Origin of the sequence: Leptolyngbya sp. FACHB-541 (assembly GCF_014695875.1) — a bacterium.
Lineage (GTDB): Bacteria > Cyanobacteriota > Cyanobacteriia > Elainellales > Elainellaceae > JAAUTN01.
Genome location: NZ_JACJPC010000115.1, coordinates 128,296 through 150,007, shown reverse-complemented (window position 1 = coordinate 150,007; position 21,712 = coordinate 128,296). Strand labels below are relative to the sequence as shown.

General features: G+C 50.4%; 15 protein-coding genes. 8 read left to right on the top strand and 7 right to left on the bottom strand.

Annotation, left to right across the window (positions count from 1 at the left end; all coding sequences use genetic code 11):
- Positions 1–25 precede the first annotated feature (25 nt).
- Positions 26–1,108: a thiamine phosphate synthase gene (locus H6G00_RS25545; protein ID WP_190798879.1), complete on the bottom strand. Its 1,083-nt coding sequence runs from the start codon at positions 1,106–1,108 to the stop codon at positions 26–28.
- Between the two features lie 200 nt (positions 1,109–1,308).
- On the opposite strand from H6G00_RS25545, the gene H6G00_RS25540 reads away from it, so the two are divergent.
- The 6 genes from H6G00_RS25540 to H6G00_RS25515 all read left to right on the top strand — a co-directional run bounded on the left by H6G00_RS25540 (position 1,309) and on the right by H6G00_RS25515 (position 6,585).
- A complete protein-coding gene (locus H6G00_RS25540) occupies positions 1,309–3,570 on the top strand; it encodes a DUF1565 domain-containing protein (RefSeq protein ID WP_190798878.1) in 2,262 nt (753 codons plus the stop codon).
- Between the two features lie 73 nt (positions 3,571–3,643).
- A complete protein-coding gene (locus tag H6G00_RS25535; protein ID WP_190798877.1) occupies positions 3,644–4,213 on the top strand; it encodes a L,D-transpeptidase family protein in 570 nt (189 codons plus the stop codon).
- A gap of 45 nt (positions 4,214–4,258) precedes the next feature.
- Complete coding sequence (gene purS / locus H6G00_RS25530) at positions 4,259–4,534, top strand: phosphoribosylformylglycinamidine synthase subunit PurS (RefSeq protein WP_190641402.1); 276 nt, start codon at positions 4,259–4,261, stop codon at positions 4,532–4,534.
- Positions 4,531–5,238 (top strand): phosphoribosylformylglycinamidine synthase subunit PurQ, encoded by a 708-nt coding sequence (gene purQ / locus H6G00_RS25525; RefSeq protein WP_190798876.1) that lies wholly within the window; start codon positions 4,531–4,533, stop codon positions 5,236–5,238. Before purS ends, purQ begins: the two co-directional genes overlap by 4 nt.
- Positions 5,239–5,245: 7 nt before the next feature.
- Positions 5,246–6,019: an HAD family hydrolase gene (locus tag H6G00_RS25520; RefSeq protein WP_190798875.1), complete on the top strand. Its 774-nt coding sequence runs from the start codon at positions 5,246–5,248 to the stop codon at positions 6,017–6,019.
- A 107-nt stretch (positions 6,020–6,126) separates the two neighbouring features.
- On the top strand, positions 6,127–6,585 hold the full coding sequence (locus tag H6G00_RS25515) for a GatB/YqeY domain-containing protein (RefSeq protein WP_190641405.1): 459 nt from the start codon (positions 6,127–6,129) through the stop codon (positions 6,583–6,585).
- Here the strand turns inward: H6G00_RS25515 and H6G00_RS25510 are convergent.
- From H6G00_RS25510 to H6G00_RS25490, 5 genes are all read right to left on the bottom strand, one after another.
- Positions 6,582–7,259: a PPC domain-containing protein gene (locus H6G00_RS25510; RefSeq protein WP_190641406.1), complete on the bottom strand. Its 678-nt coding sequence runs from the start codon at positions 7,257–7,259 to the stop codon at positions 6,582–6,584. The two genes, H6G00_RS25515 and H6G00_RS25510, sit on opposite strands and share 4 nt — an antisense overlap.
- Before the next feature lie 60 nt (positions 7,260–7,319).
- A complete protein-coding gene (locus H6G00_RS25505; RefSeq protein WP_190798874.1) occupies positions 7,320–8,000 on the bottom strand; it encodes a tetratricopeptide repeat protein in 681 nt (226 codons plus the stop codon).
- 377 nt (positions 8,001–8,377) lie between these two features.
- On the bottom strand, positions 8,378–10,345 hold the full coding sequence (locus H6G00_RS25500) for a bifunctional metallophosphatase/5'-nucleotidase (RefSeq protein ID WP_190798873.1): 1,968 nt from the start codon (positions 10,343–10,345) through the stop codon (positions 8,378–8,380).
- A 410-nt stretch (positions 10,346–10,755) separates the two neighbouring features.
- Entirely contained in the window at positions 10,756–10,968 is a 213-nt protein-coding gene (locus H6G00_RS25495) for a DUF2839 domain-containing protein (RefSeq protein WP_190641409.1), read from the bottom strand.
- A gap of 147 nt (positions 10,969–11,115) precedes the next feature.
- The gene (locus H6G00_RS25490) at positions 11,116–12,714 is read right to left on the bottom strand and encodes a helicase C-terminal domain-containing protein (protein WP_190798872.1); all 1,599 of its coding nucleotides are present in this window, start codon (positions 12,712–12,714) and stop codon (positions 11,116–11,118) included.
- 177 nt (positions 12,715–12,891) lie between these two features.
- On the opposite strand from H6G00_RS25490, the gene H6G00_RS25485 reads away from it, so the two are divergent.
- Positions 12,892–13,743 carry a prephenate/arogenate dehydrogenase gene (locus H6G00_RS25485; protein WP_190798871.1) on the top strand — a complete coding sequence of 284 codons (852 nt, stop codon included), beginning with the start codon at positions 12,892–12,894 and terminating at the stop codon, positions 13,741–13,743.
- A 10-nt stretch (positions 13,744–13,753) separates the two neighbouring features.
- Here H6G00_RS25485 and H6G00_RS25480 read toward each other — a convergent pair whose 3' ends face one another.
- Complete coding sequence (locus H6G00_RS25480) at positions 13,754–14,314, bottom strand: peroxiredoxin (protein WP_190641412.1); 561 nt, start codon at positions 14,312–14,314, stop codon at positions 13,754–13,756.
- 674 nt (positions 14,315–14,988) lie between these two features.
- On the opposite strand from H6G00_RS25480, the gene H6G00_RS25475 reads away from it, so the two are divergent.
- Positions 14,989–21,615 carry a hypothetical protein gene (locus H6G00_RS25475; RefSeq protein ID WP_190798870.1) on the top strand — a complete coding sequence of 2,209 codons (6,627 nt, stop codon included), beginning with the start codon at positions 14,989–14,991 and terminating at the stop codon, positions 21,613–21,615.
- Positions 21,616–21,712 lie beyond the last annotated feature (97 nt).

The following is a 21,712-nucleotide window of genomic DNA, read 5'->3' as shown; positions in this document are numbered from 1 at the left end:
AAATCAATGCCTGAATAATTCTGAATCAATGAACATGACTACGGGTATCGCTTTCTCGAATTGTTTGGATTCGGGCTAGCTGGGAGACAAAGTATTGGGTGATTAAGGTGGGCTGCTCTGCCTGCATGATGGAACGAACTACAGCAACTCGTTCTGCACGGGCAGACAGCACTTCACTCAAGTTGTCAGTGTCAATGCCGCCGATCGCAAACCAGGGAATTCGAGCATGTTCAGCTGCGTAGCGAACGTATTCCGGACCTGCGGCAGCTTTACCCGCTTTAGTAGGAGTCTCGTAAACTGGCCCAACGCCAACATAGTCTGCGCCTTCTCGCAATGCCCGATGCAGTTCATCTGGATTGGTCGTAGAACGTCCTACTAGTCGCTGCGGCCCTAAAATTTGTCGAGCTAGTGAAATGGGAATGTCTTGTTGCCCTAAATGCACTCCGTCTGCGTCTACAGCTAAAGCTAAGTCAACCCGATCATTCATGATGAATAGGGCGTCGTAACGGTGACAGATTTGCTTCAGCTTTTCGGCGGTGTGAATGCGGGTGGTGTCATCTGCGTTTTTATCGCGGTACTGCACCAGGCTTAGCCCACCCTGAAGGGCAGCTTCAACGACTGAGAAGAGATTGTCAACGGGAGAGGTGACGAGGTAGAGGTGCGATCGCCTTAATTTCTGATGTCGCTGATGTCCCATCAGGTCGCTTTCGAGGGTATAGACCCGATAGCGAATCTGCTTACAGGCGGCTGACAGGTCAGCATGATAGACCTTGCCGTATTCCTCCAGCACCCGCAGGGCTTCCTGAATACGGCAGAAATTAGCCACCAATACGTCTCGCAAGCTAGAACGCTGTTCTTCTTGCGGGTGGGTTAGTTCTGTTCCTGGGTCGCCTGGGGTGTCTCGTGCCGTGCGAATTTCAAAACTGTGCCAGCGTGCTAACTCCTGCCGTAGATGCTTACACTCGTCGGTGAATTTGGTGCTATTTAACCCAAATCGACACCATTCTTCAACGATTCTCAACCCTTCACGGGCGCGGTCTAAATTGGCATCTAAAATTCGGTAGATCGCAGACTCCGAGAGCTTTTGCTGGCTATGTGTCTCACCCATCACAACATTCCTATTAATTACTCATCCTAACAGCCGAACGGAATTTGCTAATTGATGGTGATTGTTTCTAGTTGCAAAAAAGTTACAAAAACCTCTAGCTGATTGGCGCTGAATGTATTAAAACTGTTGCAATCGTGATCAGATGGTAAGTCTGCCGTTTGTTGTGGTGCCGATGGTTCCTGGTGTCGGGAGGACAGTTAATGAGCGTTGTTTGTTGCCCCAATCCGCAAGATATGTTCTTTAGCGTATCGATGTTGCCCGTTCGAGCGCTGGTGCAGTTAGGGTGGGTTGCCGCAGTTGTAATTGGCATGGGGGGTGTGAGTGCGATCGCCCCCCTCAGCACTCAAGCCCAAACCATTCCCCAAACCCAACCAAACTCGATTGAGATTGCTCAAGCATCGGCTCCAAGCTCAGCGAATCTGTTATTCGTCAACCCGACTTTGGGCAACGATAGCAATAACGGCAGCAGCCAGCAAAGCGCCCTGCGAACGATTACCCAGGCACTTCAGAATGCACAATCCAACACAGTCATTTTGCTGTCACCAGGAACTTACAGCGCTGAGTCAGGAGAAACCTTTCCACTTGAGCTGAAATCCGGTGTGACGATTCAAGGAGAGCCGGGAGCAAGGGGACGAGGAATTGTGATTCAGGGCGGAGGAACGTTTCTCAGCCGGACTTCTGCTAGCCAGAACGTGACAATTTTGGGCGAAGACGAAGCAGTGTTAACGGGAGTCACTGTGATGAATCCTAACCCTCGCGGTTATGGGCTGTGGATTGAGTCGAGCAGCCCGACTGTGAACAACAATACTTTCACGGGCAGCAGCCACGACGGCATTTCAGTAACCGGAAATAGCGCTCCGGTGATTCGTGGCAATGCTTTTGTTCAAAATGGGGCAAATGGCATCACCGTTTATGGCACGTCTCGTCCGGAGATTCGAGAAAACGTGTTTGAACGAACCGGATTTGGCATCAACGTAAACGAGAATGCAGCGCCGCTAATCGTCGGCAATCAAATTCGTCAAAATCAGGACGGCATTGTGGTGCAAGAAAATGCCCGTCCGACGCTGCGAGACAACGTAATTGAGTCCAACCGACGGGATGGACTGGTGGCGATCGCCCAATCTTTTCCTGACTTAGGCACAGCAAACGAACCAGGCAACAACCAATTTCGTGACAATGCCCGTCAGGACGTAAACGCTAGTGCGACCAGTCAAGAAATTCCAGCATTTGGCAATCAGGTAGCGAGCGATCGCACCACCGGACGAGTTGATTTGACTGGCGTTGCTCCTGCTCCTGTTGCTCCTGCTGCCCGTCCTGTACCCGTTGCACGCCAGCCCCTCCCTGTGCCGTCTGCGATCCCACCTGCAACTCCATCTTCTACAACCTCGTCGGCTCCTGCTCCTGTGAGTCAACCTGCACCCTCCCCCGTTGCCACTCGTCCAACGGCTCCACCTAACTCAGAGGCAGGCTTTTCAGCCTTACCAAATTTAGAATCTGCACCAGCAGTCACACTCTCTCAGCCTCCAACTTCTCAGCCTCCAGCTTCTCAATCTTCAGTTGCCCGACCTCCTGTCTCTCGACCTTCAGCTTCCCAACCTTCCGCCATTTCAGCCCAACCCCCTACTCCAGCAGCAATTCGCCCGAATGTAGCTATTCCCAGCACTGCTGATGCAGTCGAAATTCCGGTACCGCCACCATCAACTCAAGTAACACCCCCTGCTCGGAACCAGTCCCCTGCTCGACCCGGACAGACTACCCAATCTGCTCCAACTACCCAATCTGCTCCAGCTGTCCGACCTGAGCAGACTGTCCGACCTGGGCAAGCTGTCCGACCCCAGGTGCCTGCCCGGACAACTGCGGCAACTGTCCCTGCTACAGATGCGCCAATTGAAATTCCCGTGCTGCCGCCTTCCAGTTCTTCTACATCCGCCCCGGCAGCGCAACCGATGCGAGAAGTTGTGGTGAGCCGTTCACCAGAGCGATCGCCCGGTGCCCCTTCCAACCGGACTGCAACTGCAACTGATGCTCCTATTGAGATTCCGGTGCCCCCTCCGGCTAGCGGTACGCCGACTCCTGCTCAGGCTCCTGTAGCTCCCAGGGCAGCAAATCCGGTGCGTTCTGCCAACCTGTTGCCTGTGCCGAGTGGAAATATTCCAGTTGGCAACATCGGCAGTTTGCCAACTGTATCGGCGGCAAACAGTTCTTACAATCGCACCAGCATCTTGGGCAGTGGCAGCTACAGCGGCGGCGCGGCGTTTGTGCGCTATCGAGTCTTGGTGGAGGCGGATAGTGAGAGTATGCAGTCAGAAGTGCGATCGGTCGTTCCGGGTGCGTTCCGTACCTATGCCAACGGTCGAACGATGATGCAGGCAGGGGCATTTGGCGATCGCTCCCTTGCTGATGAAGCGGCCCAAATGCTAAACAGAAGCGGTTTTAGAGCAATGGTTCAGCCCGTAGACTGAGCCTTGATCTTTGCCAAAACCCTATTTTTTGAGGCAACCTAGTAGGTAAGGGTTACTGACCTGGATAGGGTTAATGGCAAGGAACGAACTCCTCTCTCGCAGCTTTATGTTTCTCAGCTTTGCCACCGCAAGTTTATTGATTGCGGCGCAGTGGCAAGTGGGTTCGCCTGCCTCATTTAGTATTAAACTTCCCGGTTCTGCATCAGAGACAAGGATGCTTGCCGCTCATGCAAACATTTCGACTGCGGCAGCAAGAACCGTTCGTTTAGTCATCGATTTGAGCGATCGCGAAGTTTCGGTTTACAAACAGGACAAACTGCACGCCACCTACCCCGTAGCAGTGGGGCAGGCAGGTTGGGAAACGCCAACGGGCACGTTTCGCGTGACCGACATGGAGCCTCGCCCAAACTGGCAGCACCCCATTACCAAGCAGGTGATTCCGCCTGGACCAGACAACCCGTTGGGTTCGCGCTGGATTGGCTTTTGGGCAGATGATAGTAGCCAAATTGGGTTCCACGGCACCAACCAGGAAGACGGCATTGGACAGGCAATTTCCCACGGCTGTGTCCGAATGCTAAACCGAGACATTGAAGCGATGTTTGCTCAGGTCGCAGTGGGTACAACTGTCGTCGTTAAGCCCTAAGATGCTTAGCAGAACCCGTTTCTCAAAGTTGCTCCAAGAAAAACTGTGACTCAAACTTACCAGGCTCGAATCTATGTTACGCTTCGCCCTTCAGTTCTCGATCCGGCGGGTACGGCCGTGCAGTCGGGGCTAAAGCATCTCGGCTACGACAACGTTGAGCGCATCAGAATCGGCAAATACGTTGAGCTAACCCTGACCGCCGCAGATGAAGCCTCCGCCAAACAGCAGCTTGATCGGATGTGTGACCAACTGCTGGCGAATCCAGTGATTGAAAATTATCGGTTTGAATTACTAGAAACGGCAGAGGCTAAGAGTTTATGAAATTTGGTGTGATTGTTTTTCCTGGTTCTAATTGCGATCGCGACGTAGCCATGGTGATGCGGGATTTGCTAAATCAGCCAACCCGAATGGTGTGGCATGAGGAAAGCGACCTGTCCGATCTGGATGTGATTATCATTCCGGGTGGCTTTAGCTATGGTGATTATTTGCGCTGTGGGGCGATCGCCCGCTTTTCACCCGCTCTGCAAGCTACCGTGCGTCATGCAGAACAAGGCAAGCTGGTGATGGGAATTTGCAATGGCTTTCAGGTGTTGACCGAAGCTGGACTATTGCCCGGAGCGCTGATGCGAAATCGCGATTTGCACTTTATTTGCGATCGCGTCTCCCTCAAAGTAGAGCGCACCGATCTGCCCTGGACACAGGCATATCAAAAAGGGCAAGTCATCACCCTGCCGATTGCTCACGGTGAAGGCTGCTACTACGCCGATGCAGACACCCTGTCAGCGCTAGAAGCCAACGGACAGGTGCTATTCCGCTATTGCGATGCCTCTGGTGCAGTAACCGCAGCATCCAATTGCAACGGCTCTCTTAACAACATTGCTGGCATCTGTAACTGTCAGGGAAACGTGCTGGGAATGATGCCTCACCCTGAAAGAGCATCCGACCCAGCCTTGGGCAATACAGACGGCAGAAAACTGTTTGAAGGAGTGTTGCTAGGATTGGGAGCGGTTGGAGCGAAGGGATAGGGAACAAATGCCACTTATTCCTCTATCTCAAGCTTCCCAGAACAAACTAAAGCAGGTTCGCCTGATTGCGACCGACATGGACGGTACGCTAACTCAGCAGGGAAAGTTTACACCAAACTTGCTGCAAGCCCTGCAAGAACTGGCGATCGCCAACATTCCAGTTCTCATCGTGACGGGACGTTCGGCAGGCTGGGTGAATGGGTTGGTGAGTTATTTGCCTGTAGTTGGGGCGATCGCCGAGAACGGTGGTTTAGCTTACTTTCAACCCGATATCAGCGAGATGATTGTGCCCATCGCCAATCTGGTTAAGCACCGCCAAAAGCTAGCCCAAACCTTTGCAGACCTGCAAACTCACTTTCCGCATTTGCAAGAATCTAGTGATAACCGCTTTCGTCTCACCGACTGGACGTTTGATATCCAAAAACTCACTGAAACGGAATTACAGTTTTTGAGCAATCGCTGTCAGGCTCAAGGTTGGAGCTTTACCTATAGCACTGTGCAATGTCACATTAAAACGCTGCATCAAGATAAAGCGATCGCTCTCACTCATGTTTTGCAGCATTATTTTGCTGATGTGCAACCTGAGCAGGTGCTAACCATTGGTGACAGTCCTAATGATGAGAGCCTGTTTGATAGCGATCGCTTTCCCCTCTCGGTCGGTGTAGCAAATGTGCTGCACTATCGCGATCGCCTGATTCATCAGCCTGCCTTTGTTACCCATGCCGCTGAAGCAGAGGGCTTTTGTGAAGTCGCCAGAAACGTGATCGAAGCCAATTGTTGATATCAGGTGTAAGGGCGATCGCGTCAAATGTCCAATATAGTTGTGCTAGTCTTGCAGGGATATATTCTCTGAAGTAGATCGCTTACTTGAATAACTACGAGAAACCGATGAGTCTAAAAGATCGAATTACAGAAGATATCAAAACGGCGATGAAGGCGAAAGATAAGACTCGCCTGGAAACGGTTCGCAGTATCAAAAAAGTATTGCTAGAAAAAGAAGTGAGTGTTCGTCCTCAAGGGCAAACCGAACTAAACGAAACTCAAGAGCTTGAAGTGCTTGCCCAGCTTGCCAAACAGCGACGAGACTCGATCGAACAATATCAAAAGGCTGGACGAACTGATTTAGCCGATCAAGAAGCCCAAGAACTCACCATCATAGAAGAATACCTGCCTCAACAACTCTCAGACGAGGAAGTGAGCCAGGTAATCGATGAAGTAATTTCTAGAACTGGAGCCAGTTCTGCAAAAGATATGGGGAAGGTGATGGGCCCCGTGATGCAGCAACTCAAAGGTCGGGCTGACGGACAAAAAATTCAGGCAATGGTGAAAACTAAACTGAACGGTTAGTACTGTGGTGTCTCTAAGTACGTCAGTTGTTCGCGAACCAGTTGGGCATTTGCTGTGTCACCTGCTTGCTCATAAAGCTCGATCGCCCGTTCGTAGCTCTCTACGATCGCCTCACGCTCTTCGGGACGAAGCTGCTGAGCTTGCGCTTGGAGTACATCTGCCCGGTCTAGATGAATTGCAGGCTGGCTAGAGTCAATCCGAATTGCTTCATCAAAAGCGGCGATCGCTGCTGCATAGTTGCCTTCCTGTCGGGCGGCGATACCCCGGTAATAAGCTTGGTCATAAGCAGTCGCATCAGCAACTACCAGTTCATAGCTACCACCTGTGCCAGAGAGAGAACGCGCAACCACTTTGTAGGTGCCGCTGGTTGGCAATGTGTAGACAATTGTAGAATTTAGTCCGCGAGCATAGTCGTCGTTATAGGCGATTTCTGCTCCATTGGGGTCGAGCAGTGTCAGCGTCGTATCAAAGTCTGGGCTGGTGACGGTGATCATCACAGACTGTCCTGCTTCTCCAGAGAAAGTATGTTCGCCTTCAGACGAACGTAACGTCCCCTCCTGCTCTAGCAAAGCTTGAGCACGAGCCGGGTACGCAGGTAACAACAATGTGCCACTGAGCAAGGTTGCAGCAGCCATTAATACACCGATTTTTCTGAGCCGGAGTTGGTCAATCATGAAAAGTAGCCTCAAATGAGTCTTGTGATGGTTAGGGGAAATGGATGTAGAGAGTCCCTCTTAAAAAGGCATCGGCTCAGGAGGAGGAGACGACTGGAGAAACTGAACGTAGTCTCGGTAAGACTGAGCTGAGTCCACTTCTCCCCGCTCTTCGTACAGGTCGGCTGCCCGCTCAAAATCAGCGATCGCTGCTTCGGTATTCTCTCCTGTTGCGAGGTAAGCATTGCCGCGATCAATGTAGGCAGAGGGCTCAGCCGGGTCAATCTCGATCGCTTCCCCAAAGGCGGCGATCGCCTCAGTAAAGCTGCCTGCTTGATACAGCGTTGTTGCTGAAGCGTAAGCTTGCTCGTACTCTGTCGCAGGGTTCACTGTAACCGTGTACGCTCCACCATTTCCGGCAAAAGAGCGCACAATGACTCGGTACTCACCATTGCTAGGTAAAGTTGCAATAATTCGAGAATTTAGGCTACCGCCGAAATCATCGTTAAAGGCAATTTCTTGCTCACTCGGACCCACCAGGGCTAAGGTTGTATCAAAATCGGCGCTAGTCAGGTTGATGGTGACTGTTTGACCTTCAGTGCCCGAAAAAGTGTATTCATTTTGGGCAGGTTGAATCGTGCCCTGCTGTCGAAAAATTTCATCAGCGTGAGCTTGACGGGGTAGCGCAAGTAGTGAGCCGCCAAAAGCAACCGTCATCGCCAGCATGAAACCTAGTTTTTTAGGTTGCAGCCATCTGTTCATAAAAACGTACCTTCTGGTTGTGGATTCTGGAGTGTGGATGAATATGGACTTGAAGATAGCCCGGTTCTAGTTACTTCAACAGGAACTGAGGCATTTCCTGATAAATACCGCAGTATAAAGCAGTTCTCGGTTGACGAATCAATATTTCTCGGATAAGCAATCTGAAGCTTTGTTGAGATGGCAATTTATTGTGCTGTGAAGGCGATCGCATATCGGACTCAAGATAGCCAAAACACTGCTCTACCAGCAGAAAGAGAAATACCCGGTAGATTACCGGGTATCAGGAACAGAAAAGAAATTACCTTGCAGCTAGCAACGCCCTAGTAAGAGTGAATAGACACTCACCCCACAAAGGTGAAAAATTCCTGCAAAACCTCTTAAGCTTTGCGCTTGCGCTGCCAGAGGGAACCTGCACCTAGCGCTCCGAACATTAGCATCGCCAGTGCAGAAGTGGGTTCTGGCACGGAGACACTTGGATCACCAGGTTCACCGGGTTCACCGGGTTCACCGGGTTCACCGGGTTCCCCAGGTTCACCTGGCTCAGTCGGAATTTGATCCGTGGGAATTTCACCGACAAAGATGCGAGTGCTTGCATCTTCAGAATAGTCTTCTGCGGTAACTTCACCGCTCAGCACGCTGCTTACATAATCTTCAAGAGCTTGCTGGTAGGTAGTGCCCAAGTTGATAAAATCAGCACCACCAAAGGGATATTCATCCCCACCTCTAGCTAAGAAGTCGATTGTTGCAATGGAAATGTTGGGTGCGCCAGAGACAACTTGCCCGTCTTCCACAATCACAGTGCCGTCGTTCAAAATCACAGTTTTGACGCGTGTGCCAGTGGTTGTAATCTCACCTGTTACATCATCTGTAACCTGGGCTGTACCCGTCAGATCATAGGCAAACTTAAATCCAGAGATTTGGGCAAACCGTCCGTCTGTATTTTCAACATTTGAAACAGCATTTTCCAGAATCAGTTTAAGTCGCTCTGCACTGACATCGGGCACGATGCTGACGAAGTTTGCAAACGGCAGAATGCTGAAAGTATCTAACTCTGTAAAATCACCTGCTGAGATGATGGAGTTGTTCCGAATGCCGCCTCCGTTCTGCAGAGCAATGGTAGGAGCCTCAACGCCAAAATCATCTGCCAGGTCTGTGCCTGTTGCAAGTAGGGCGTCAGCAATCAGGTTGCCCAAGTTGGTTTCTTGGGTTCTTACTCCAGGTGTCCCAGCAGTGAAGTCGCCTCGCTGCCCGTTCAAGTCTACTTCGCTGGTTGCCAGAACGTTTTCTGCCAACGCTTCAACAGATTCCTGAACAGGCGCGATCGCCTCCGCTTGTACACTGGAGTCAGGCGCAATCCCATCTTCTGCAAAAACACGAACAGGGCTACCGTTAAAGGAAACTACCTTCCCGGCATCGTCAAATTCAATCTCAAGTTGCCCAATATACTCATATCCTCCTGTCGTCGTGACTACAGGAATTGCATCACCATCAGCATTCGTTGCTTCTAGCGGGAAAGGTCCAAAGGGTGCCGTGGTAGCGTCAGAAGGTAACAGAGGGTCGCCAGGATTTGCCAATAGTTCTTGACCGCCCCCAGAGACAATCACATCAATGCCGCTCAATTCTGAGGCAAGCGCTACGTCATTGTTAATGGACTGTAGCTGTGTCGTCAAAATGATTTTATTAACACCTTGAGCTTCTAGAGCATCAATCTCTGCCTGCACTTCTGCGGCAACATCGTTAGGATTTTCGACAGTTACGTTTCGAGGACTGGAGATGAAGGGAAGTTCAGGCGTGATGGCTCCGATGATACCGATTCTCTCTCCGCCTTTTTCGACGATTACGCTACTAGCAACTCGTCCTTGATCAACTAACGCTTGAAGCTGTGGTTCACCGCTGAAGTCCAAGTTTGCTGCTAAGAAAGGCACAGGAGTACTGAACTGATCGCTACTGATGAAGTCAGCCAGAATTTCTGGTCCAAAATCAAAGTCGTGGTTGCCAAGGGCGATCGCATCGTAGCCAACTGCATCTAAGACAGCAGCGTCGTAAAACACGCCATCCTCAAGACTGGCATTGAAAGTTGTTCCTGGCAGAATGTTGTCGCCAGAGGCAATTGTGACGACTGCATCTGTGGTTGCGTTTGCTCTTAGCTGATTAATCAGCGTAGTAAATCGGGCAGCTCCTGCAATCTCACCATTGTCGCCAGCAGGCAAAAGCTTGGACTCAGCATCATTGTTTTGCAGAAGCGTCAGTGTAAATGCCTGCGCCGGATCAGAACTCAGCAAACCGACCAGACTAATGACACCCGCAGTCAAAACTGAGGGTCTTATGAACTTGTAGATAGTCATGAAGTTTCTCCCTATCCGTGAATTTGCGGGAACCCTTCATGAAGCTATCGAGTTGAGGTTAAGTAGAGGTGTATTGAGGTTAAGCAAAGACCAAGAGATCAAGAATTTACTTAATCTTTATTCATCTATCCGTAGCTTTACTGCAACTTCACAAAAGTTGCTAGACATCCCCATAAACTCACTTGAAGCTCAACTAATCGAGGGTGATCGAGCAGTGTGGTCATTAGGCAGTGTTTTAAAGCCTTTTGATTCTCCCTAACCCTCCTTAAAAAGGAGGGAACTAAACCGCTCAGAGTTCTCCTTGAAAAGGGGGAATTAAGGGAATCTTCAAGATTAGGGCATTCATCCCAGCCTTTTAAAACACGCCCTAGGGACATTAGTATCAGGTACTCATTACCGCTGAGCCATACTCAGTTGACTTCCCACCAGCCCAAACCAGGACCAAGGAATCGAACCACAACCCAGTAAGCAACCAAAAGACCAATCCCAACCCATGCGCCACGGGTGCTGAGGTTGACAAATTGGCGGGCTTGACTCTTTTTGATCGGCAGCCACGAAAGGATATTCTCTTCCTGTCCGTACTTATCCCCCAGAGATTCCTTGCGGCGTTTTGCGTCTCCCATGTCTCTATCCCATCGAGTCTCATTAAACGTAGTCTGATGCTGATAATAACGTTTTGTCAGGAGCGATCGCTGTGGGTAAAGGGAGAATGAAAGTAAAGAAGTTTTGAGTTAATGCCAATTCCCTTTAATGCTGCCTATTTTGAAACGCTAGTCAAACATGGAATAGTCTAGTTGAGTAAACAATCCGGGATCGACATAGTCGATACGGGCGAGGGGACTCAGGGCTGAAAGCACTTGATGTCCGTAACTGCGATGGTTGACTCGGTTGTCGAGCAGGGCAACAACGCCTTGGGATTCACGCACAGGGGCGATCGCCCGCTGCAATTCGCTCAGCGCTTCGGGCAAGAGATAAAGTCGGAACCAGTCTTGGCGATGCTTCTTGTAATAAGCCACTCGACCCGCCACTAGCGGTTCTTCCAAAGAGGGAATCGGTAATGTGGCAATCACCAGCAGATGAGGCGCAGGCAAGACGGCTTGATTTTGTCGCCAAAATTCCCAACCTGTAACCAAAATGCCGTGATCATCAAGGCAAGTTTTTTCAACTTGAACCCGTGAACCAAACTCGGCCGCCAATACTGAACCGACCTGAGCTTTCAGCGGTACATCGCCAATCAGTACAACGGTCAGACCTTGCCCGACCGTGCTGAGTCCTAGAAGCTCTCGCATCTCCTGCATCAGCGCAGGCTGGAAATGAGGGGTGTTGGGCATAGGCAGCCCATCAGGAAGGTAAAGCTGAATTAGCTCATTCTGGCGATCGGGCGAAAACTTGATGCAGGTCAGATCCTCTAAGCCGACGCGCTGTCGATACATAGTTGCTTCTGGCTCTAAGTCCAGGGCACCGCCGATCAGCACAACGGGCTGTTTTGTCCAGATGGGGGTTAACGCGGTCTCCACTTCGGCTGGGCCACAGTGGAGAGAAAATTGGCCTTGCCGTCTAGCAATTTCTGTCCAGGTGAATTGGTTTTCGGACTGCAAGCCTTGCCAGAAGTGATTCCAGGCTTCAGGCAGACAGCGCGATCGCCGCTCATTCTCCTTTTCCTTCTGCTCTGCGACCACACCATCCAGCCCAATAGATGCCGCACTAGCAGTTTGTAAAGCTTCATGTAGCGAGTGCAAAATCTCCAGTTCTGGCGGTTCAACCAGATAGCAATTATAAGGATTAGCAGGATGCTGAAAGATCGAGCGCGTCAACTGCACTCTGGCATCACGAATTAGTTCTGCCTGGTCAGGGCACGCCAACATTAGCTGATCCCAATCCTGCGGCTGAATGTTGACGGTCAACAAATCGCGTGCCCAGATTTCTAAATCATCTACGCCGTCTAGAAGGGTGGGAATGCCATCGGGAAAGCGGACCTGAGCAAACAGCCGATCGGTCAACCAGGACTGAGGAGACGTCAGCAGCAGCCCTTCAAAATCTTTGCTGGGCCAGCGATCGCCTGTCTGAATTGCCTTATGAGTTGGAATCCACTGTCTCAGGCGTGGAATCTCAACCATCAGGAGCCGCTGCTGTACGGCTTCGGGTACTACCAAAATTGCAGAGCCTTGCCACAGCAAAGCAGGCATCAAGTAGCTAAGGCGGTAGCGCCCATGATAGCCAGAAGGAGTCCCCGCTTGGATCAACGCACTCCGCCCCAAGCGCAATGCACGGGCAACTAGCCGAGCCATCGTCAAATGGTGCGGCCAATAGGGTTCGCCCTGCTCTCGCAGGAAAGCGCGGAGTTGCTGGTGGACTTCTACCTCAATCACGAGCCTGGAGTTTTTCCACTAACGAATGAACTTCATTGTGACACAAACCCTAAGACTCGCCATCCGCTACCATTAAGTCCACCTGACTGAATGAGTGTATTCAGATTTTTGTGTAAATGCGGGCATTCTGCCCGCATTTACACAAAAATCAAATCAGTCTCACTCAATGGATTGGTTATGAATATTGGGATTGTTGGGCTGGGTTTAATTGGTGGATCGCTAGCGTTAGATTTGCGGCATCAGCACACAATTTTTGGAGTCAGCCGTCGTCCTGAAACTTGTGAACAGGCGATCGCCCGTCAAATCGTCGATCACGCCAGTTCCGACCTGGCACTCATGGCAAAAGCAGATGTAGTATTTCTTTGCACGCCACTGGGAGCAATCGAATCTACCGTGATGCAACTGCTCCCTCATCTTTCCTCCAACACCATCCTCACCGATGTAGGTTCGGTCAAGGGATCGGTGGTCGAGGCGATCGCCCCCCACTGGCAAAATTTCGTAGGCGGACACCCAATGGCAGGCACCGCCGAGAGTGGACTGGATGCGGCTCTGACAGGTTTATTCGTCAACCGACCTTACGTACTCACCCCGATCAACAGCACACCCGCCAAAGCTGTAGAAACTGTGGCAGAACTGGTGCGATCGCTCCAAGCGCAGGTTTACCACTGTTCTCCTGAAGCTCACGATCGGGCAGTTGCCTGGATTTCTCACTTGCCTGTAATGGTTAGCGCTAGCCTAATTGCTACCTGCTTGAGTGAATCCAGTGCAGAAGTCTTAGCTTTAGCTCAATCGATCGCTAGTTCTGGCTTTCGAGATACTAGCCGCGTTGGTGGCGGCAACCCCGAATTGGGCAGAATGATGGCGGAATACAACCAAGATGAACTGGTGCGATCGCTCCACGCCTACCGTCACCAGCTTGATCAGGTCATTACCCAAATTGAGCAGTCAGATTGGAATTCAGTGCAGCAGCTACTCACCCAAACCCAAACCGCCCGTCCTCAGTTTTTGTCAGACTCAGAAAAGGAATAACTTCTAAAGCTCATGCAGCGCTGGAAGCAACTCCCTGTAATTCGTCCAGTCGGGTCAGCACTTCAGTGCTGTGAATTGCTGGCTGTACGCCGATATAGCGCTCCCGCAAAATGCCTTCTGGGTCAATCAAGTAGGTGTGCCGCAGCGAAACGTAACCTAGCCAGGAACCGTATGCCTTGCTAACTGCACCGTCCACGTCAGCCAACAGCGGGAACCGCAGACCCTCAGCGTCACAAAACTCAGCATGAGAATCGACATCATCGGCACTGATACCTAAAATCTGCGTATTCCTTTCCTGATACTGAGGTAGATCTTGCTGAAACCGACGTGCCTCTAACGTGCAACCGGACGTGAAATCTTTGGGATAGAAATAAACTACAACCCACTGCCCGCGATAGTCAGATAGCGAAATTTCACCATCACCTGTGTTGGTTGGCAAAGTAAATCCTGGGGCAGGTTGGTCGAGCGGTGGCTGCGTTCCGCCCAAAGCCAGGGCAGATGGTGTAAAGCCGAGCGTGATGAGCGTGAAGCAACAAACAAAGAGAAGATGGAGCAGAAGGCGACGCGACATGGGCAAGGGGTGAGCAAATCACAACTGTGGGGTTAAGTTAACATAATTTTACAGAGATCTAGATGACTTCCACAGTTGATAAGTTTTTTAGAAGAAGTTGCGCGTTTGTTTGAGCAACAACTGGGCTGATCTCCTAAGAAAGAGATAGAACTTACTTAGATGGCGATCGCCATGCCACAAACTCAGCCATCAGTTAATATCTTTAACACCGTGCATCTGCCATATAGCCGCCCATACAGCAACGTCCAAAAGACTGGCGAGGATAAAAGAGGCTCGATCTGCCCAAATTCTCATAAGCCATCTCACAAATCATTTAGGGCTGCTATAGTTTGTGAGATGAATCAGACCTTAGGTGAAAATGTGTTGCATTTCGCGCGCATAGTACCTGTTTCCAGAAGCTAGATATAAACTGAGTAACGATAGACTGCAACTCCTCATAGACTAAACTTCATCGCTTTAGAATCGAGGCAGTGTTAAGCCAAGTTACGTCAGCAACTTGATTTGATCAATTTGACTGAAGAAACTGAAAGTCTTTCAGCAAACTCGACAGTCCATGTATCTTCAGAATGGCTTCCCCGCTACTTCTGAAAGATCTAGCCCTAATATTTAAAGCAGTAGCGGTAGCCCTATTTTGGCTCCTACAGACCTGCATCATTTTAGTCAGGGATTTTATTGTGACTCCTCAAAAAGCTCAAATTCAAGCACTGATTAATGACATCGATAGAGTATTGGGTAAAGCCAGTCCTCGGTTGCCTTGGGTTATGTCCGGAGACGCAACCCAACAACGTCAAGTTTTAGAGCAAACTCGCAACTATTTAATTGCTCTTCAACAACAGGTGTCTGCGCCAGAATTTGAGCCAAGTAGTACGGGTGGTGATCTAGTTGCTTATGGTGCTTCAGCATCGTTGGGCGTTCAGCTGCAACCAGGACAGGGCGCAACTGTAGAATCAGCACAGCAAGTTTTGCAGGCTGTCTTGGAGGAGATGAGCTATTTGCGGGCAAACGTGATGCAGCCATTGCGCTCAGACATTGAGGAGATGAGCCAGCGGCGAGAGAGCTTAGTTCAGGAGATCAAACAGCTTGAAGCCGAGCGACAGCAATATGCGTTGCCCCAATCTGATGAGTTTTTCCAAACCTTGAGGGCACGTTTGCGAGAAGACCTGGCTGGGCAAATGACCCAAATGGTAGCCAGCCTGGAATCTGACAATGCAGAAATGGCTTTGGGAGCGGCGGATGAGGAGGGCGATTTAGAAGTATCGTCTCAGTCTTTATTGACCCCCGCTCAACGCCTGAAACAGTTGCAAGCGATCCAGTCTCAGTCAGACCAACTGATTCTTAAGCTAGACACTACGCTTAGGGTTGTGTTTGACTCGCTCCAGGATAGTGTAAAGAGCTATCAAGAATCTCTAGGGCAGGGGCTTGAGCGAATGCACGGCTTTGGGCAGCAGGGTGAGGCTATGTTTGCCGCCTTGATGAGCCGCTTGGCTGGAGAATTGGGACGAGGAGCTTCTTCTTACCTTCAATCTTCAATTGAAACAACTGATTGGGAGCCGCGCCCAACTCTACAAGGAGTCGATCAACCAGTCTCATCTGGAATAACCCCCACCGATACGGTCGAGGACACCCCAACCCAACCTGGTCAGGTAACTGGAGAAGACCAATTAACTTCAGCAGATCAACTCTCTACTGAGCAGGTGAGTGATGCTGAAATTGACAAGTTATTGAATGAACTGAATGAGATCGCTCCTTCCACAGCTTCAGATCAGACTTCGGAGCAAATAAATGTGGAAGACTCAATGTCTGCTTCTGCGGCTTCCGTTGACCCTGTTACTGATGCCGAACTAGAAGATCTTGACCTGCTGACCTTTGAGCTAGATGATTTGCCCTTGGAGGTTCCCCCTGATGCTGATGACACTACAGCATTCCAGGTCGGTGAGGACTTTCAACTGACTGAAGCAGGGATATCCACTTTTCCAGAGTCTTCGTCAGCAGAGAATACTACTCTGTTTCAGAACGATCAATTTGAGTTTCCGTTTGATGAGCCTCCTGCTGCTGATGCCAATGAGACAAATCTCACAGCCGCAGCTTCAGAACCACAGATTGCGGATTTAGATTCAGCCCTCGATCTGCTCAATCAGCTTAGCGTTGAACTGCATGAAGAGCCTGGTGAAGACGAGCCAGAGTCAACGCCTGCCATTTTAGAGTCAGCGATTGTTCCCGAACCGCCTGACGAAGATGAATCTGAATTGCCCCCAACAGATTCGGTGGGGATGTCTGCGGCACCTGTTGCCTCACCCGACAACCTTTACAACCAGCTTGATGATTTCTATCAGAACATATTCGGTGCAGGTGAGAATGCCGCTGCTGAACAGTCTGAAGCTCGACTAACTGACCTTTCTCCCAGTGAATTAGCGGCTGATTTAGGCGTTGAGCCGATCGCTACGCCGACTTCCCCAGAGCCAGTGCAAGAAGCAAATATTCCTGGAGATCTGGTGAATGAAAGCAGTGAACAGGCGATCGCTCCCCTAGACGATGCGTTTCTCAGTAGCGAGTTGAGCGATGAACTATTTGGTGGGTTGGGCGATCCATCTGAGTCAGTCGACGATACACTGCTTTCCCTTCCGCCAGAGGTTCTGGTGGATGAAACTTCAACAGACCAACCCTTAGAAGACTTTCCGCTCGACTTGGGGCTAGAAGATTTTCCACTGACCGATTTGTTGAGTGAAACCGATCTGTTGAGTGAAACTGATTTGTTGAGTGAACCAGACAGCATTTCTGCCGAAGTTCCAGAGATGTCTTTGGCAGATGAGGAAATTCTGCCTGTTGTAGAAGATGAATCTGAGGATGTCACAGAAGAATTATTGCCTCCGCCTCAGTCACAACCCACCCTTCCAGATGAAATAGATACGATTGCTAATCTGTCTGATTTGCTGGGCTCGACTCCTGCTGAAGTTGAGCCTGAGATGCAACCTGAGCTTACGGTTCAGCCTGAGGCGATCGCTCCCGTTGAAGATACCTACATCACGGCCGCTCCCGATGAAGACTTGCTGGTGACCGAAGAATCTCAAACCGATCCTCGCGTCGATCTTCAGCTCGATCCAGATGTCCTTGAGCAGTTGACGGCTGACCTATCTAATCTAGAAGGTTTGCAGGGCAGCAACCTTTCTGCCTTAGAAGCAGATTTAGAAACGACCGAGTCACCAGATTGGACCTTCGTAGACTGGGATGAAACAGAACCTGCGGTCGAGCCACCTCCAGCACTAGCTCCAGAGCCACTTTTAGAAGATACAGATTTCCTAGAACCAGAGATCGAGGCAGTTGAACCTGTCGTTGAGCCTTTACCCGAAGACTCAATTGAGGCGATCGTCTCCCCTGATGTGACTCCCTCTAGTTCTTCTGAAACACCCGACACGATTGACGATCTGTTTTTCCCCGATACCTCAGATTTATCGGATTTGCTTTCCTATCAAGAAGCTCTTGCTGCTGAAGTCGCCGATCAGGAAATTAGCTCATTTGAGGACGAGGAGCTAGGAGATTTTGGCGATCGAGAATTAGATACCTTTACTAGCGGCTCCTTTACTGGTGGATTGAGTACAGAACTGCCACTGCTGGATCAGAACACGACCCTGTCCGATCTGTTTAGCCCTGAGCCTGATTTATCCACCGAATCAGATCTAGAACTAGAAGATGATCTGCTAGCTAATGATTTTGAAGATCTAACTTCCCCAGCTTCGTCTCAACGAGAAACCACCTTAGAAGAACTGTTTGCGATCGCTGAAGTCGATACTGCGGCTCCGCCACCCCCCCCTTCAGAGACAGAAACTTCTGACGTATTTGACCCGTCACTTGAGCAAAGCTCAGCAGAATCTTCCCAGCCCGACTACGACCTTGCGCTAGAAGACTTGTTTGCGCTACCTCCAGATGACCTCGATGCAGCACCTCTTCCAGAGGGAGAATATGTGCCGACCGAGCAGGATGAGCTTCAGTTTACAGAACCCCCAAATTCTTCCTGGACGAGTGAAACAACTCTGGAGGGGCTATTCGACCTGCCGGGTTCCGAAACTGCCCAACCCTCAGTTGAAATCCAAGAGCTGACCTTAAATGATTTTGTTCAAGAGGTTGCTGCTCCGGACGATGTGCCTGTTTCTCCTAGTCCGTCTGATCCGCTCGATGAATCCAGCTCAGCAGTGTTGGACTTTGCGGACTTTGAAAATCTAGAACCAGAGCAACCAAATATCCAAGAAGAACCTGATACGTTCACCCTGGAAGGACTGGATAGTCTATTTGAAGAGGTGTCTGAAGCAGAATCACAATCTTCCGCAGCACCCTCTGATGAGCTTGACCTATCTACTGACTTTGAGCCATCTCCAGAACTGCAGGCTGCTTCTGAAGATTGGACGCTAGAGAATGTTTTTGCTGAACCCGAACCGGCCGTCGAGTATGGCTCTGCAACTGATTTAGATTTTGATTTTCTAGAAGCAGTTCCGCCTGTCGAGTATGGATCTACAACCGATTTATACACTGCCGACTTAGACTCATTAGATCTGCCTGACGTAGAGTATGGCTCGGCAACGGATCTGCCATCTTTTGAAGTGGATTCTGAGCCTGAAGCAATTTCCTCTCCTGATCTTGATTTTTTGGGAATAGAACCAACAGACCCTGAAGACGCTGAAAAAAAAACTCTAAATTCAGACCTGACGGGGGTATCTGAACCTGATTTAGAGTTTACGGATGTAAATTTTGCGGACGCAGAGTTTGCAGAACTGACTTCGGACTTAGTCACCGAACCCGAGCTAGAAACAGAGCTCGAAGTCTTGCCAGATGACAGTTCAGATGACAACCTAAGTTACCCCAGTGCTATGGAGGAGTCTGCGGAGCTTGAGTTGCCTGAGCTAGAGCCAGAGATAGTTTCTGGAGCAGAACTTGAGTTACCTGAACTGGAGCCAGAGATAACTCCCGAAGCAGAGACTGAGTTCGCCTTAGAGAATGGTCTGGCTGATTCGACAATTGCCTCGGCAGATAACATTTCGGCTGAATTGCCAGTCGAAGCGCCTATTGATATTCCTGAAGCTCCTACCGAAATCTCGGAAGAAGAGGGAGTAGACGATTGGAGCGATCGCCTTCCTGCTGATTTTGATCCATCTGACCTTCCTGCTGCCAGATTGGATGATGCTAACCCCTTCCCTGATATTGCATTGCTTGATCCTGGTTTTGGGCTGTCAGGTTTGGAGTCAGGACTGCAAGGTGAAATTCCACCATCTGGAGAATCAGCCGAAGAACCAGTTGCTAAAGACTGGTATCTAGGAATCGATTTTGGCACAACCGGTATTTCTGCCGTTTTGCTCAACCGCTCAACCTGCGAACTTTACCCCATCTATTGGTCAGAGGCACGACCCCAAGATCAGGGCGGCTTCGTCGCAGATAAGTCTTTTCGGTTGCCTGCGATCGCCTATCTATCAACCGGACGCGACACTCCAATAGATCCCAATCTGCCATCCCCAAACCAGGATCAGGCTGCCGTCACCTCAGTCGCAATTGGCTCTCTCGCCCTTGACCTTAACCAGCGCAACCAGTCTGGCGATGCAAACTTCGACGCAGATTCTTGGAGGCTATTGCTGCGGGACTTTAAGCCCTATCTGAGTATTGGCGTTCCCCATTATTCTCCTCAAACATCAGGCTGGGAGCCTGTTTTACAGTGGTCTGATCAGCATCAGCTAGAGATGAGTTGGCTGCACCAGGCGTTACAAACGCTGTTGGCGACCCTCAGTCATCATCGCTTGTCTACTCCCGCGCACTCAGCTCTAAGCTGTGCAGCCGTTGGACTAGATGCAGCAACGTTCCAGACTGCTCTACGGCAGCTTGCTGGTGTAGTCATGGGCTACCCCGCCCATTGGTCAGATACCTACAGCTTCAACATTCGAGAAGCAGTACTGGGAGCCAGATTGGTTGCCCATCCAGAGCAAATCTTCTTTATTGAAGATGCGATCGCCACTCTCCTATCGGGACTACGCAGTTCAGACGGTCGAGCCGTTGTACTGCCCAACAATCTTTCTCAAAAACCCTACCTCTACAACACCGATTGGCAAGGCAGCACCCTGGTAATTAGCGCTGGGGCAAGTGTGACTGAGATGGCACTCGTTGACTTGCCTAGCGCTCTGCAAAATCTCACCTACCAAGATTTCACCTTACGCAGCCTTCCCTATGCCGGAAAAGCGCTCGACCAGGACATCATTTGCCAACTGCTGTATCCTACCTGGTCACGCCAACCCCGTCGTTCTGACACTGCTCCTGAAGGTTACACGCTTAGCTCAGGACAAACTCCTAAATCTGGTGCATTTGTAGATGGCTGGCACTGGCAACCAACCGAATCTAATTCTGAAACCATGACCTGGGCAAGTTTAGAACTAGAAAACTTAACTCTGCCCTCTGCTGGGGAGCCAGACCCCGTCAACCGACAGCGGCTACAGCAGCGGCTTGAAAGCTCACCCATGGGTCAAAGCCTACTGGACGCTGCAAGGTACCTGAAACTCATTTTGCAGCAGCAAGATCGGTTCAATCTAGAGTTGGGCGATCAGCAGTGGACGGTGATGCGCCGAGAGTTGGGTAGCCGTGTGCTCCTGCCGTACATTCAGCGGCTAAACCGAGAATTAAATGCTTTGCTGACTCAGAGTGGTGTACCAATTCAATCGATTAATCAAGTGGTTTGTACGGGTGGTACAGCTTCCTTTGGGGCGATCGCCCGCTGGCTCAGGCAAAAGCTGCCAAATGCCACCATCATTCAAGACACCTACACTAACAGTCGGGCTGGTTCTACCCAGGAAAGCCGCCTTCCTACCTGTAGCCGAGTCGCTTATGGGCTAGCAACCTTACCTCTCCACCCCCAGGTACTCAACCTACCCCGACAGCAATACAGCGACTATTTCCTGTTAATGGAATTGCTCAGAGCATTTCCTGACCAACCCCTCTCCCTCTCTCAGATCATGCAGATGCTAGAACGGCGGGGCATCAATACTCAAGCTTGCCGTTTGCACATTCTGGCTCTTCTAGAAGGGCATCTTCCTCCTGGTTTGGTGCCCACTGAAAAGCACGTTGATTTGCTTGCTCAACAATCCAAGCAAAATCCAGATTACCAAATGCTACTGGCAGCTCCATTGTTCCAAAAGCTCGACAGCCAGACTTATCGTCCTAATTACCAGCAGTGGAATCACTTCCGCAGTTATCTCAGCACCATTACAGCCAGCACCCACCAAAAGCTGTCAGAGCCTCTCACCGTTGGGCTGAGCGTTTCTACTCAGGAATAAGCCTCGATTAGGAGGTGTCGTTGAGCGTAAAAACAGACTTCCTGCATGAATCATTTTTTCGAGTGTGAATGGGGGCGCGGCTTAGCCGTGCCCCCAT

What these genes read in the sequence shown, in the direction of transcription:
- H6G00_RS25495 (WP_190641409.1), bottom strand. Translation starts at nt 10,968, where the DNA reads ATGGGAGACGCAAAACGCCGCAAGGAATCTCTGGGGGATAAGTACGGA.
- H6G00_RS25485 (WP_190798871.1), top strand. Translation starts at nt 12,892, where the DNA reads ATGAATATTGGGATTGTTGGGCTGGGTTTAATTGGTGGATCGCTAGCG.
- purQ (WP_190798876.1), top strand. Translation starts at nt 4,531, where the DNA reads ATGAAATTTGGTGTGATTGTTTTTCCTGGTTCTAATTGCGATCGCGAC.
- H6G00_RS25500 (WP_190798873.1), bottom strand. Translation starts at nt 10,345, where the DNA reads ATGACTATCTACAAGTTCATAAGACCCTCAGTTTTGACTGCGGGTGTC.
- H6G00_RS25520 (WP_190798875.1), top strand. Translation starts at nt 5,246, where the DNA reads ATGCCACTTATTCCTCTATCTCAAGCTTCCCAGAACAAACTAAAGCAG.
- H6G00_RS25505 (WP_190798874.1), bottom strand. Translation starts at nt 8,000, where the DNA reads ATGAACAGATGGCTGCAACCTAAAAAACTAGGTTTCATGCTGGCGATG.
- H6G00_RS25510 (WP_190641406.1), bottom strand. Translation starts at nt 7,259, where the DNA reads ATGATTGACCAACTCCGGCTCAGAAAAATCGGTGTATTAATGGCTGCT.
- H6G00_RS25545 (WP_190798879.1), bottom strand. Translation starts at nt 1,108, where the DNA reads ATGGGTGAGACACATAGCCAGCAAAAGCTCTCGGAGTCTGCGATCTAC.
- H6G00_RS25540 (WP_190798878.1), top strand. Translation starts at nt 1,309, where the DNA reads ATGAGCGTTGTTTGTTGCCCCAATCCGCAAGATATGTTCTTTAGCGTA.
- H6G00_RS25515 (WP_190641405.1), top strand. Translation starts at nt 6,127, where the DNA reads ATGAGTCTAAAAGATCGAATTACAGAAGATATCAAAACGGCGATGAAG.
- H6G00_RS25535 (WP_190798877.1), top strand. Translation starts at nt 3,644, where the DNA reads ATGGCAAGGAACGAACTCCTCTCTCGCAGCTTTATGTTTCTCAGCTTT.
- H6G00_RS25480 (WP_190641412.1), bottom strand. Translation starts at nt 14,314, where the DNA reads ATGTCGCGTCGCCTTCTGCTCCATCTTCTCTTTGTTTGTTGCTTCACG.